The organism is Cecembia rubra (assembly GCF_003014575.1).
Taxonomy (GTDB): domain Bacteria; phylum Bacteroidota; class Bacteroidia; order Cytophagales; family Cyclobacteriaceae; genus Cecembia_A; species Cecembia_A rubra.
The window spans coordinates 456,576-470,278 of sequence record NZ_PYGF01000002.1 but is presented as its reverse complement, the minus strand read 5'-3'; the positions used below and the strand labels follow the sequence as shown (position 1 = coordinate 470,278).

The following is a 13,703-nucleotide window of genomic DNA, read 5'->3' as shown; positions in this document are numbered from 1 at the left end:
GTGATCGTTCTTTGTATCTAAACTGGGCCAAAATAAACTGTTTTGACCATGATTATTGCAAACTTCATCAATCGCTTTCCAGCCGAATCGTCTTATATTGAATTAATTAAGCATCAAAGACTTCAGCAAGGAGTAATCTGAAAAAGGTGTTCATGTACCAAGCACTATTGCTTAGAAAGCAAGAAATTTTTTTCAATGCTTTTCCCATAGTTTTGGAACATGGATCAAGAGCAGAACTGTGATGGAGAACAGCAGTCTCCCCAATTTGTATATGGATGCTTGCCATAACGTGCATTCAGCCACTAAGTAGGTTTTCAGTGCAGCAGAGCTACAGAGACAACTTGGTTTAAAGCGATACGAACCTGTTTTTAGGATGAATACCATAAAATCAGGGTAGTAATGGGAAAACGAAATAATATTTACAGACTTGAAGATATGGTTGAATATGATGAAGCTTTTGTTGGAAAGGCGGTCAATAATAGAAACAAGAGCAAACTTAAACATTGCAAGGAAGTCAAAAAGTGGCTTTTATGGCTGAATCCACAGTACTTTAGGACCCTAACTCGGGTAAGCTTGAAAAGGGCTGTAGGCATTTCAAGATGAAGAATATAAAGAACTTGGAGGCTAAAACAGTACAGGTTTTAATCAAGGAATTCATTTATAAGAATACTGTACTACAAACAGATAAGAGTACCACATTTTAAGATATGGGTGAGTGTATTGATGTTTATTTAAGAGAAATCTCTGGAAGAAATGAAGGTAACTTCAACCTGAAGAGTGTTTATATTGAAATTGGTAACTTAAAGAAACACTTGCTAAGGTACTATATGATATCAGAAAGGATGATGTAGAACTAACTAGATGAATTCCTTTAAAAGCTCAACAGAAGATAATTCAGTCAAAAACTAGTTGACAGGTTCACCATTGCATCTATTTATACCTACTGGCAAGATAGCGGATAATCATATTCGGTGTTAACTCAAAATTAATAATCAACAACAAAGGAGATTTTTTTAATCATAATAAGATATATATTTAACAGAATTTTTTTATCATAAATCCATGGCTAAAAACAGCTTGAAAAGCTTTTTGGAGAGTAGGAGAATTCATCAAATATTCTTAAAAACTGAATTTTTAAATCGAAATACTATCGGTAGTTAATCATATAAAACAAAAACTAATACGTCCATAAATACCTGGATAGGATGTACCAAAAGTGCTATCACCAAATGAATTAATCATGAATCAAATAGGTTATTTAAAATCGGACTAGAAAATTTAAAGTTTAATTCACATATCCCTAATCAATTTCCATATGATAAGGTCAGCATTAAATTTAATCCCCAATAAATAATACTAATCTATTGATTTCGAAATACCATAATTAAGATTGATGCAAATTGATTAACGGAAATAAGCATTAAAAATTAAAATTTGAATAATTATAAAAGTATTTTGAATACATTTATTTGTATTTAAAAATTTTTGCTAATATTGTAATTGAACTAAGGAAACAACTTTAAACAAGATTACAAATAGTTCCTATTTGAAATGCAGTTATTTCCTTTAAGGTCAAACACCGTGACTGAAAAAGCGAAGCTGTATCTTAACTAGTTCAAGAAATTTTTAATTACATAAAACTTAAGTTTCAAGAATAATGAAAGCAGTCATATTAGCTGGTGGTTTTGGTACCAGAATAAGTGAAGAAAGTGGGGTCCGCCCCAAGCCAATGGTGGAAATTGGAGGAAAACCAATTTTATGGCATATTATGAAAATCTATTCTGCAAATGGGATAAATGATTTCATTATCTGTTGCGGTTATAAAGGTCATATGATTAAAGAGTATTTTGCAAATTATTACTTGCACAATACAGATTTTACCATAGATCTTAAAAACAATAAAATAAATGTACATCACCAAAAGTCTGAGCCTTGGAATGTTACGCTTGTAGATACAGGAGAAAATGTCATGACTGGCGGAAGGGTAAAAAGGATCAAAGATTATGTAGATAATGAAACATTTTGTCTAACATATGGTGATGGAGTTGGAAATATCAATATAAAAAAAAGTATTGAATTCCATAAATTACAAGGAAGCACAGTGACTATGACAGCTGTCCAACAACCAGGTAGGTTTGGTGTGTTCACTCTGGGAAAAGATCAAACCGAGGTCAAAGGATTTCGGGAAAAACCAACAGGTGGTGAGAATGAAAATGCTTGGATTAATGGTGGATTTTTTATTGTTGAGCCAAAAGCTTTTAACTACTTGGAAGGAGATGATACCATTTGGGAGAAAGAACCGTTAGAAAAAATGGCAGAAAACGGAGAGTTGTCCGCTTTTAAACATTATGATTTTTGGCAACCCATGGATACCCTTAGGGACAAGCAGGTATTAGAAGGGCTCTGGAATAACAATAAAGCTCCATGGAAAATTTGGTAAAACTTATAAAACATAATTTTTAAAAAATGAAAATACTTATCACAGGGAACATGGGCTATGTTGGCCCAGGTGTCATAATAAAGTTAAGAAACTCTTTCCCAGAAGCAGAAATTGTAGGATATGATACAGGTTATTTTGCAAAATGTTTAACTAATGCAGCTTATTTTCCTGATGTCCCATTAAATCAGCAAATTTTTGGGGATGTGAGAAACTTTCCTTCAAGCCTTCTCAAGGGCGTTGACGTAGTCATTTATTTGGCTGCAATATCTAATGACCCAATGGGAAATAAATATGAGGAAGTAACCATGGAAGTTAATTGTCATTCTGCACTAAGAATGGCTGAACTTGCCAAAAAGGAAGGGACAAAGTCCTTCATCTTTGCATCAAGCTGTAGCATATATGGTGCAGCGGATGATGCACCCAAAAAAGAAGGAGATAGCCTGAATCCACTTACAGCTTATGCGAGATCGAAAGTTGCAGCTGAAGAGGGATTAGAAAAATTGGCAGATGATAATTTTTTGGTGACATGCTTTAGATTTGCAACAGCCTGTGGCTTTTCAAGTCGTTTAAGACTTGATCTTGTGTTAAATGACTTTGTAGCAGGAGCAATAACTTCTAAAGAAATATCAATATTAAGTGATGGGACCCCTTGGCGGCCTCTAATTAATGTTAAGGATATGGCAAGGGCCATTGATTTTGGTATTATCAGAAAATCCGCAAACGGAGGGAAATTTTTAGCTGTTAATACAGGATCGAAATATTGGAATTACCAAGTTGTTGAATTAGCTGAAATGGTTGCAAAAATAATCCCTGGAACCAAAGTTTCTGTAAATAAGAATGCTGCCCCCGACAAAAGGTCTTACAAGGTTAATTTTGATTTGTATGAAAAATTGGCCCCGAATCATCAGCCAGAATATTCTTTAGAGACTACAGTTTTAGATCTTTATAAGAATCTTTTGGGTATGAATTTTTCCGATCCAAATTATCGCTCTTCGGAACTCATAAGGCTTCAAGTGCTAAATAATCTTCAAGAAAATAAATTATTAAGTGAAACGCTACATTGGAATTGGAAAAAGTAAATTGATATGATTTTTAAAGAAACTAAACTTAAAGGAGCATTTGAGATAGAAATCAAAAAACTGGAAGATGAAAGAGGTTTTTTCGGCAGATCTTGGTGTGCAAATGAAATGGCTGAATATGGTCTTAATTCTGCCATAAAACAAGCCAATACATCCTTCTCAAAAACAAAAGGAACAATTAGAGGAATGCATTTCCAAAAAGCACCTTATCAAGAAAGTAAATTGATCAGATGTACTAAAGGTGCTATTTTGGATGTAATAATTGACCTTAGGCCTGATTCTCCGACTTATAAAGAATGGATTGGAGTTGAATTGAACGAAAGCAATTATAAAATGCTTTATGTTCCAGAAGATTTTGCCCATGGTTTCATGACATTAGAAGATAATTCAGAGGTGACTTACTTAGTTTCTCAATTTTACACTCCTGGAGCGGAAGCAGGCATTAGGTGGAATGATCCAGCTTTTAACATTGAATGGCCAATGAATCCTACTGTTATCTCAGAAAAAGACCGAAACCATCCTAATTACTTTTAATTCAAAATAACATGATTATTATTGACACAGCCCTTCAAAAAAGGGCAGAAGAAAACAATCCAGTGAAGGTAGCTATGATCGGTGCTGGGTTTATGGGACGAGGAATCGCCAATCAAATTTGTAATTCAGTTCCTGGAATGGAACTAGTTGCTATTTATAACAGAAGCCTTGAAAAAGCAAAAAGGGCGTATACTGAAGCAGGAATAGATAATTTCTATTATGTGGATTCAAAAAACATTTTAGAAGACAACATTAAATCCAAAAAATTCAGTGTAACAGATAATCCTTATATTTTATGTGAAGCAGAAGGAATCGATGCAATCATCGAAGTCACCGGAACAATTGAACTATCCTCCCATTTGATACTCAAAGCTTTTGAAAATAAAAAGCATGTAATATTAATGAATGCTGAAGTTGATGGCACTATTGGACCCATTCTTAAAGTTTACGCTGACAAAGCAGGTGTAATCTTGACCAATGTCGATGGTGATCAGCCAGGTGTTGAAATGAATTTATATAGGTTTGTAAAGTCCATAGGCCTAAAGCCAGTACTGTGTGGTAATATAAAAGGACTGCATGATCCCTACAGAAATCCAACTACGCAGGAAGGCTTTGCCAAACAATGGGGACAAAATCCACAAATGGTTACATCTTTTGCAGATGGAACAAAAATTTCATTCGAGCAGGCCATTGTGGCAAATGCGACTGGAATGAAAGTTGCAAAAAGAGGAATGTATGGCCCAACAGTACCAGGAGGCACCCATTTAAAAGAAATTGTCCAAGATCTTTATCCTTTAGAGGCTTTACTTAACGGATCTGGAATAGTTGACTATGTGGTTGGAGCTGAACCTGGTCCTGGGGTTTTTGTTTTAGGGACACATGATGATCCAAAACAACAACATTATTTACATTTGTATAAAGTGGGCAAGGGTCCTTTGTATCTGTTCTATAACCCTTATCATCTGTGTCATTTTGAAGTCCCCCTTACAGTGGCGAGGGCAGTATTATTCAATGATGCCGCTGTTACCCCAATAGGAAAACCAATGGTGGACGTAGTGACCACTGCAAAGATTGATCTCAAAAAAGGCGAAAAAGTTGATGGATTAGGTGGCTATATGACATATGGGCTTTGTGAAAATTACGATATTTCAATAAAAGAAAATCTTCTCCCAATCGGATTGGCGGAAGATTGTATCTTAAAAAATGATGTATCTAAAGACAAAGTATTGACTTATGATGATGTCATTCTACCGGACAATAGGCTTTCCGATAAACTGAGAGCAGAACAAATTTCCTATTTCAAATAGGAGAATTAAATTCAAATAAATCAAAGCTGATTAAAGGGAAAACTTTATTAATGTAAAATTGAATAATAAGTCAGTTTAATCAGCTTTGACTACTCTAATTCATTATTTTTTTTAACCTATGGTACATACTATTTTGAAGAAAATATGGCATTATTCCGGGCTTTTTGAAAAAGAGGAGAATTATGATATACTTGTTGAATTAACACAAGAACTCATTATTCTTTATGACCAACAAGGAAGACTGTTAGAGAATCCTTTTGAATCGGCAAGAAAAAGGACTTTAAGCCTCCCTGTTGATGAATTAAAAAAAGAACTCAAGAATAAAGTTTGTTTGGTTACAGGAGGATTGGGTAGTGTAGGAACAACACTGGTTGATGATTTATTAAAGTTTGAAGTATCCAAAGTTTTTGTTCTGGACATCAAACCATTTAGCTTTCAAAAACGGCTTTTTTATGCTGACAAAGTTGAATTTATCCATATCGACATACGGGATGAAATATCATTGGCAAAATGCTTAAAAAAAATTCAACCAGAAATCGTTTTCCATACAGCAGCAGTAAGAGACCCTGGATATGCAGAAAGAAATATTTTGGAGACAGTTCAAACCAATATCATTGGCACTTGGAACCTTGTGAAAGCTTGCGAAAATTCCATATCAGTAAAGAATTTTGTATTTACCTCAACTGGAAAGGCAAGTCGGTATTTTACGCAAGAAATATATGCATCAACAAAGAAAATATGTGAAAATATACTTGATGCATTTTCAAGAACATCCAAGATCAAATACAGTATGGTTAGATTTACCCATATATATTGCAACAGTTTAATGAATAATGAATTAAAAAATTCTTCAAAATCTTTAGATTATGTAAAAATCCACTCCCCTGGTAAATTTGTAACTGCACAAAACCTGACTGAAGCCTCTTATTTATTGCTGAATGCCTTAATAAATGCAGAATCTAAAATTTGTAATTTCCTTTTAGTTAAAAACCTTGAGTGGCCCGTAGAAAGCCTCGAACTTGCCTTGTATTATATTAAGAATTCTGGTAGGAGGATTCCAATTGTTTTCACAGGAAACCCAAAGGGATATTCCGAAAAATTTTTTAGAGGACAATTGGATTGGAATAAGCCACAGGAACTAAATCTACTCATCAATGTTTATGAAAATCAAAAAAGAGAAATCAATAAAGCAGGGGATATTCTAATTTCAAGTATTGTTCCTTGCGAAAAGCGTCTATTATTTGAATTAATTCAAAATTTAAAATCATCTCTTAGGCCTAATGAACAGAAAGAGAATTTATTATCAGGTTTAGAGAAAATATTTATTGACTCTCTAAAATACGTCAACAAAAAAGACACCTTCAATATCCTGAAATGGGGAATTTCACCAAAATTTTTGGTGGCAGAGGATACCACCTTAGAAAACTATGGGCATATTTATCCTATACTAGTCAATTCTCTTGTAGGATCAGAACATTATGAAGAAGTCCAGAAACTTTTAAAGGAAGCAAAAGAAATTCAAGACCTTAAAAATGAAAATTATATTCTCAAAGACGCTTCTTGATGAAATTTTGGGCCAAGTGGAATTTGTAAATGAAGAATCATGTGGTTTTTTGTTTGGAACAATACAAATCCAATCAAAAAGGATTTCGGATTTTATTAAAGCAGAAAACATCAACCGGGAAAATAAAAAAATCAGATTTGAAATTGCTCCTAAAGACTATTTTAAAGCTGAAGATTTGGCCCTTGAAAAAGGTTGGAGACTTTTAGGTGTTTACCATACACATTTGGACTCCCCTCCTTTTCCTTCAAAAACCGATTTAAAGTTTGCATTTGAGGAATTCTCTTACATAATTATTTCTCTTAACAACCAAAAATTTTCTTCCTTAAAATCTTGGACATTAAATAGGAAAAGAGAATTTATAGAGGAAGAAATAGAAATAACCGCAAATTAATTCACTATGGCTACAGTTTTTATTCCGACGCCTTTGAGAAAGTTTACGAGCAATCAATCTAAAATAGAGATTGAAGCAGAAAATATTAAAGATCTTTTAGAAAAACTGACTCAAGAATTTCCACCCTTAAAAAACTATTTGTTTACTGGAGAAGGTGAGGTTCCATCTTTCCTGAACATTTTTGTTGATGAAGACGATATCAGGAATTTAAATGAAAAAGAAACTAAAATCGACTCAAAAAGCAAAGTTAGCCTAGTTCCTGCAATAGCCGGTGGAAGCGACTATGAGGAAGAAATTGTGTTTTCAAAAGAAGAGCTATCTAGATATAATAGACATATTATTATCCCAGAATTTGGATTAGAAGCACAAAAAAAATTAAAAAAATCAAAAGTTTTGGTGGTAGGATCCGGAGGACTTGGAAGTCCGATGCTATTGTATTTAGCTGCTGCGGGGGTAGGCAATATTGGAATAGTGGATTTTGATGTAGTGGATGACAGTAATCTTCAAAGACAAGTCCTTTTTGGAATAGATCAAATAGGAAATTCAAAAGTAATCGCCGCTAAAAAAAGATTAGAACATATTAATCCACATATCAAAATCAATATTTATAACACTCAACTTACTTCACAGAATGCGCTGGAAATCATTAAAGATTATGATGTGGTGGCTGATGGAACGGACAATTTCCCGACCCGTTATTTGGTGAATGATGCCTGTGTTCTACTTGATAAAACCAATGTTTATGCTTCTATTTTTCAATTTGAAGGACAAGTTTCTGTTTTTAACTTTAGAAACAAAAATGGACTTCTAGGTCCTAATTACAGAGACCTATACCCTACCCCTCCTCCGCCTGGCTTGGTCCCAAATTGTGCAGAAGGCGGTGTTCTTGGCGTGTTACCAGGAATCATTGGAAGTTTACAAGCACTTGAAGTAATAAAAGTAATTACTGGAGTTGGGGAGCCATTAAGTGGAAAGCTTTACACTTTCGATGCATTAACTTTTCATTCAAGAACTTTTATAATCACCCGGAAATCAAACAATCCTTTAAACGGCGATAATCCAACTATTCATAAACTGATGGATTATGAACAATTCTGTGGAATTCCTGCAGTTGAACGGAAAGTGAAAGAAGTGACCCTGGAAGAGTTTCTTCAGATGAAAAGCCAAGAGCTGGATTTTCAATTGATTGATGTAAGAGAAATTCATGAATTTGAAGAATTAAATCTAAATGGTTTGCTTATTCCCCTGTCAGAAATTACCCATAAAGCACATTTGATTTCTAGAAACAAAAAAGTAATTATTCATTGTAGATCTGGAGCAAGAAGTGCTAAAGCAATCCGAGAGTTGGAAGATAAGTTTCAATTTGAAAATCTTTTCAACTTGAAAGGTGGAATTCTAGCATACTCTCAAATGGAAAAAATAACGGTGAAAGCGTAATTAATAATCTGAAAACACTTTTAGGTTAACCAAATATCCCCCTTCCTGAATACAAAGGAGAAAGTTTTTCAAAATTATAGTTCAAAAATAAAATTCCTTCAACAACACATTCTTGAATTGAATATCCAGAAACATTATGCATAATCGAAAAAAAACTCTACCTTTGCAGACCAAAAAAATGGCATTAGTCCATTTTAATCAAACAACTTAAAAAAAACAATTATGAAATCACTAGAGATTATAGGGTTTAAAAGAGCAAATCTCGATGGTGCAGAACTTAAGCAAATCCGTGAGGAAGGAAATGTTCCTTGTGTGGTTTATGGTCCCGCTATCAAAGAACAGATTCACTTCTATTCTCCGGCAATCCTTTTCAGGGATTTGATCTACACTCCGGATGTGCACATGGTTGACCTTAACGTAGAAGGTCAAAAAATGAAAGCAGTATTAAAAGATGCGCATTTTCACCCAGTATCAGAAGTATTGATGCATGCTGACTTCTTAGCTTTCTCTGAAGATAGACCTATCAAATTTGAAATCCCAGTTGAAATCGTAGGGACTTCTCCAGGTGTTCAAAAAGGTGGTAAATTGGAAATTAAAACAAGGAAACTGGCTGTTAAAGGTTTTGCTGCAAATCTTCCAGACAAAATCCAAGTTGATATCTCCGGTTTGGAATTGGGTAAATCCTTCAAAGTTGGTGAATTGAAAGGCGAAGGCTTTGAAATTCTAACATCACCAAACGTCTCTATCGTAACCATTGGAATTCCAAGAGCGCTTAGAGGTAAAAAAGCTGAATAATTCAGATTCAAAATACCAATATTTGAAATCCTGCTTAATCCTTAAGCAGGATTTTTTATTTTTGCCAACCTTTTCATAAAAGTATCCACATGAAATACCTAATTGTAGGACTTGGAAATATAGGACCAGAATACGAACTGACCAGACATAACGTCGGTTTCCTAACTGTAGATAGAATGGCTGACCAAAATGGCGCTGAGTGGAAAAGTGACCGCTTGGCATTCATTGCTCAGTTCAAACATAAAGGCAGACACATTTATTTGATTAAGCCTACAACTTATATGAATCTAAGTGGAAAGGCTGTAAACTATTGGATGAAAGAACTCAATATTCCAAAAGAAAATATCATGGTCATAGTAGATGATGTAGCCCTGCCTTTCGGTAAATTAAGAATGAGGGCAAAAGGATCCGCCGCAGGCCATAACGGCCTAAAAAATATAGAAGCGCTTTGCGGTGGGTCAGATTATCCCAGATTGCGGTTTGGCATTGGTGACAACTATCCAAAAGGAAGACAAGTAGAGTATGTGCTTGGACGTTGGACACAAAAGGAAATTGATGAACTTCCCATTTTTATGGATAAGGCCATCGAAATGAGCTTAAGCTTTTGCACCATAGGGATCAATATGACAATGACGCAATTTAATGATTAAAATTGTTGTACATAGTACCAAGCAAAATGATAACTCAATACCTGGATCTAATTATCCGAACAGCAAAATTCAATGACGGGAATGGGTCCAGAAAACAAAAATGAAAAGTGAATATTTAGAGAAATTTGCTTTTAAACTTATACTGACTTTTATTTGTATTCACTTCAGGCGACTGATTTATAAAGAAGAGGCGAGAGATCAGGCTCTTAGACCCTCTGGCAACCATCCTTAACTCTAGGAAAGGTGCCAAAACCTGCCCAATAAGGGAACTATAAATTAGATTATATGACGACAAGGAAAATATTTTTGTACCAAGTACCAAGTACCAAGTACCAGGTAAATAAGTGCCTTTACTCCAATTTCTTCAAGCTTTATCATTCTATACATTACCTTAATCCTGCATTAGTATTAAGTTTTAAAGAAATAAACCTGATAAATGAAAATCCCAAATCATTTTACAATACCGATTTGCCATTTTCTCAACCACCTATTCTCTAAAAACAAACATCCGATATGCATCATTTCGAAACGGAAGCCATAAGACTTAGCAGTACCAAATCCAATCAAAGAGAACATTCCTCTCCTATTTACCTGACTTCTTCTTTTACTTTTGAAAGTGCAGAAGAAGCAAGACAAATGTTTGCTGATGAAATCGAGGGCAATATCTATTCCAGGTACTCCAACCCCAATACTGAGGAGCTCATTCAAAAAATCTGTGCAGCGGAGGGTTCAGAAGATGGTATAGCGACCGCTTCTGGCATGGCAGCAATGTTTGGAAGCATAGCATCACTCCTTCAGCAAGGCGATCATATACTTGCGTCTAGATCTTTATTCGGTTCCACTCACCAGCTTTTGACAAAAATTTTCCCAAAATGGGGAATTACCTCCACTTACGGAGACATTTCAGATATATCCAATTGGGAGAAGCTTATCCAGCACAATACAAAAATGCTGTTTATTGAAACTCCATCTAACCCCGGATTGGAAATTATTGACCTGGAATGGGCAGGAAAATTTGCTGCTGAACATAACTTGATTTTGGTAGTAGACAATTGTTTTGCTACCCCTTATTTACAACAACCCGTAAAATGGGGAGCGCATATTGTTACACATTCTGCCACTAAATACATCGATGGTCAAGGGAGGGTTTTAGGTGGATTAATTTTAGGCAAACAACATCTTATAGACCAAGTAAGCTATTTCACTCGGCACACAGGCCCTTCCATGTCTCCCTTCAATGCCTGGATTTTATCAAAAAGTATGGAAACTTTGGCAATAAGGATGGATAGGCACTGTGCCAATGCCCTAACAGTCGCTGAATACTTTAAAGAACATAAGGACCTGGATTTTGTCAAATACCCCTTTCTTCCAACCCATCCCCAATTTGAACTTGCCAAGAAACAGATGAAAGCTGGAGGAGGAATAATCACATTGACCTTAAAAGGTGGACTTCCCAGAGCCCAAAGATTTATTGATAACCTTAAAATGATTTCCATTACCCCCAATTTGGGTGATAGTAGAAGTATAGTAACACATCCTGCCTCCACCACCCATAGCAAACTCAGTTTAGAAGAAAGAAACAAAGTCGGAATAACTGATGGCCTTGTAAGAATTTCAGTAGGACTGGAAAACCAGGAGGATATAATTAAGGATATTGAAATGGCTTTGGAAAAATCACGTTAATAAAACTCATGAAGGATTATCCGCAATCATACCCTTAACTGAATATCATTGAATTTATCAGTAAATTAGAATCAATTTAGAATTAATATCAGTAAGGTTAAAACCCGCATTTATATTGATTCCTGGTATCATTACTGATATACTATAACCTGTTAATTAATTTACTTGTGCTTGTAGCATCCAAAGAAATTTTCACGTCTAGGCCCCAAAGACTAAACTTGACAATTATGAAAGCGATCACTTTACCTTTGCTAGGCTTTATTCTTTTGGCTGCATCCTGTAATCCATTTCAAGATTCTATGGGCCCAGTGGAAGCCAACACAAGACTAATGAGCAAATCTGAATCAGAAATGGTTCAGGCAAATGTTAATTTTGCAGTCCGTTTTTTTAAGGAATTGGAAAAAGATGGTTTGGAAAATCATTTTACCGGACCATTCAGTATCCACCAGGCCCTTTCTATGGCTATGAACGGAAATGAAGGGGAAGTTCTTCAGGAATATCTAGACGTTTTAGCTTACCATGGACTGAGCAAAGCAGAAGCCAATCAAGCTGTCAAAAGTTTAACTGAATACCTTAAAAAAGTTGACCCAAAAGTCAAAATCAATATAGCTAATGGAATCTGGTACAGAGAAGGGTTTAGGGTACAAGCGCCTTTTAAGAATAGCATGGAGACTTATTATAATGCCAATATAAGCCCACTCAACTTTGACCAAACCAATGCCCATCAGGTAATTAACAATTGGATAGCCTCACAGACAAATAACCTGATTAGAGATATGCTGAACAGCATTCCGAGGGAAGCGGTTATGTACCTGGTGAATGCTATTTATTTCAAGGGAGACTGGAAGTATCAATTCGATCCACAAAAAACAAAAAAAGAATCTTTCTTTCCGGATAATGGCGCATCTGTACAAGTAGAAATGATGGAATCCAAAGATAAGGTCACTCTCAGAACTGCAGGTAATGCAAAAGTGAACTATTTGGAAATCCCTTATAGTACAGGGCAGTACCAAATGGCGATAATACAAGCTCAGAATGGAAGCTTAAGCAGCATTTTACCGGAAATTACAATAGAAAACCTAGCTGCATGGTCTGAAAACGCCCAAGAAACCAGCGTAATCCTCAAAATGCCAAAATTCAAAATGCGGTATAAGGAGGAAAACTTAAGAGACAAGCTTGAAAATATGGGGTTAGTCACACCCTTTAGCCCTAACCCAAATAATTTCACCAAACTCTTTGAGGGTTCATTGCCTCCTATGCTCATTTCGAGAGTCATCCATGAGGCACTGATCGAAGTAGATGAGAAAGGAACTGAAGCAGCTGCGGCCACAATCGTAGAAATCGGTTTAACATCTATGCCAACAGGTCCAAGAATTATCACTTTGGATAAACCATTTTATTTCCTGATCAAAGAGAAAAGTTCCGGTTCAATCCTATTTATGGGCAAATTGGGAAACCCAAGCTTGCTCTAAAAAATAATTAAGAAATTAATCACAATGTGGAATTTTTCCTTTTAGGTATTTCAACCAACTGTGCTGAAAATTACTTTGAATAAAGTGGGAACAGGTAATTCTGTACAACTGCTAAAACTACAAATTTCAGAAGTAACTCCTTCGGAAATTTGGGTTGCAAATGAGCAATTAGGAAAAGCTGAGAGATTTGCTCCAATGTAAAAATTGTCTGCCATTTGCTGAAATCTTATGCATTTCCTGTGTTTATATTTTTTTGCGGCTAGCAAACAAAACTTCAACTTAATCATTAAAGCACAAGAAATAGTTAAAGCCTTGGAATCATTAAGTTTTAGATCTTAAGGTAGATTAAAT

Annotated in this window: 11 protein-coding genes, 2 pseudogenes and 1 riboswitch; all 13 genes and pseudogenes read left to right on the top strand. The window is 35.2% G+C overall.

All coding sequences use genetic code 11. The features are described 5' to 3' along the window. Positions 1-48: 48 nt before the first annotated feature. The 13 genes and pseudogenes from CLV48_RS06850 to CLV48_RS06795 all read left to right on the top strand — a co-directional run bounded on the left by CLV48_RS06850 (position 49) and on the right by CLV48_RS06795 (position 13,352). A pseudogene (locus CLV48_RS06850) lies at positions 49-962 on the top strand (IS1595 family transposase). Positions 963-1,657: 695 nt separating this feature from the next. After that, a complete protein-coding gene (rfbF, locus tag CLV48_RS06845; protein WP_106566511.1) occupies positions 1,658-2,440 on the top strand; it encodes a glucose-1-phosphate cytidylyltransferase in 783 nt (260 codons plus the stop codon). A gap of 26 nt (positions 2,441-2,466) precedes the next feature. After that, a complete protein-coding gene (locus CLV48_RS06840; protein ID WP_106566510.1) occupies positions 2,467-3,519 on the top strand; it encodes an NAD-dependent epimerase/dehydratase family protein in 1,053 nt (350 codons plus the stop codon). Between the two features lie 6 nt (positions 3,520-3,525). After that, a complete protein-coding gene (gene rfbC, locus CLV48_RS06835; protein ID WP_106566509.1) occupies positions 3,526-4,053 on the top strand; it encodes a dTDP-4-dehydrorhamnose 3,5-epimerase in 528 nt (175 codons plus the stop codon). A gap of 11 nt (positions 4,054-4,064) precedes the next feature. Next, positions 4,065-5,360 (top strand): NAD(P)H-dependent oxidoreductase, encoded by a 1,296-nt coding sequence (locus tag CLV48_RS06830; RefSeq protein WP_106566508.1) that lies wholly within the window; start codon positions 4,065-4,067, stop codon positions 5,358-5,360. A 118-nt stretch (positions 5,361-5,478) separates the two neighbouring features. Further along, positions 5,479-6,924 (top strand): polysaccharide biosynthesis protein, encoded by a 1,446-nt coding sequence (locus CLV48_RS06825; RefSeq protein WP_106566507.1) that lies wholly within the window; start codon positions 5,479-5,481, stop codon positions 6,922-6,924. Next, entirely contained in the window at positions 6,893-7,315 is a 423-nt protein-coding gene (locus CLV48_RS06820; RefSeq protein WP_106566506.1) for a M67 family metallopeptidase, read from the top strand. Before CLV48_RS06825 ends, CLV48_RS06820 begins: the two co-directional genes overlap by 32 nt. 6 nt (positions 7,316-7,321) lie before the next feature. After that, a pseudogene (locus tag CLV48_RS20725) lies at positions 7,322-7,579 on the top strand (MoaD/ThiS family protein); the annotation flags it as partial. Between the two features lie 33 nt (positions 7,580-7,612). Then, complete coding sequence (gene moeB, locus CLV48_RS06815) at positions 7,613-8,752, top strand: molybdopterin-synthase adenylyltransferase MoeB (RefSeq protein WP_245889507.1); 1,140 nt, start codon at positions 7,613-7,615, stop codon at positions 8,750-8,752. Between the two features lie 222 nt (positions 8,753-8,974). Then, positions 8,975-9,547, top strand: coding sequence for a 50S ribosomal protein L25/general stress protein Ctc (locus CLV48_RS06810; RefSeq protein WP_106566504.1), 573 nt, complete (start codon positions 8,975-8,977; stop codon positions 9,545-9,547). Between the two features lie 89 nt (positions 9,548-9,636). Next, on the top strand, positions 9,637-10,197 hold the full coding sequence (gene pth / locus CLV48_RS06805; RefSeq protein WP_106566503.1) for an aminoacyl-tRNA hydrolase: 561 nt from the start codon (positions 9,637-9,639) through the stop codon (positions 10,195-10,197). A gap of 174 nt (positions 10,198-10,371) precedes the next feature. Then, a riboswitch (SAM riboswitch) is annotated at positions 10,372-10,475 on the top strand. A 235-nt stretch (positions 10,476-10,710) separates the two neighbouring features. Continuing rightward, entirely contained in the window at positions 10,711-11,880 is a 1,170-nt protein-coding gene (locus tag CLV48_RS06800; protein WP_106566502.1) for a trans-sulfuration enzyme family protein, read from the top strand. Positions 11,881-12,107: 227 nt separating this feature from the next. Further along, positions 12,108-13,352, top strand: coding sequence for a serpin family protein (locus CLV48_RS06795; RefSeq protein ID WP_106566501.1), 1,245 nt, complete (start codon positions 12,108-12,110; stop codon positions 13,350-13,352). Positions 13,353-13,703 lie beyond the last annotated feature (351 nt).

Coding starts and splice junctions, on each gene's coding strand:
- CLV48_RS06825 (WP_106566507.1), top strand. CDS start 5,479: ATGGTACATACTATTTTGAAGAAAATATGGCATTATTCCGGGCTTTTT.
- rfbC (WP_106566509.1), top strand. CDS start 3,526: ATGATTTTTAAAGAAACTAAACTTAAAGGAGCATTTGAGATAGAAATC.
- CLV48_RS06840 (WP_106566510.1), top strand. CDS start 2,467: ATGAAAATACTTATCACAGGGAACATGGGCTATGTTGGCCCAGGTGTC.
- CLV48_RS06830 (WP_106566508.1), top strand. CDS start 4,065: ATGATTATTATTGACACAGCCCTTCAAAAAAGGGCAGAAGAAAACAAT.
- CLV48_RS06795 (WP_106566501.1), top strand. CDS start 12,108: ATGAAAGCGATCACTTTACCTTTGCTAGGCTTTATTCTTTTGGCTGCA.
- CLV48_RS06800 (WP_106566502.1), top strand. CDS start 10,711: ATGCATCATTTCGAAACGGAAGCCATAAGACTTAGCAGTACCAAATCC.
- pth (WP_106566503.1), top strand. CDS start 9,637: ATGAAATACCTAATTGTAGGACTTGGAAATATAGGACCAGAATACGAA.
- CLV48_RS06810 (WP_106566504.1), top strand. CDS start 8,975: ATGAAATCACTAGAGATTATAGGGTTTAAAAGAGCAAATCTCGATGGT.
- rfbF (WP_106566511.1), top strand. CDS start 1,658: ATGAAAGCAGTCATATTAGCTGGTGGTTTTGGTACCAGAATAAGTGAA.
- CLV48_RS06820 (WP_106566506.1), top strand. CDS start 6,893: ATGAAAATTATATTCTCAAAGACGCTTCTTGATGAAATTTTGGGCCAA.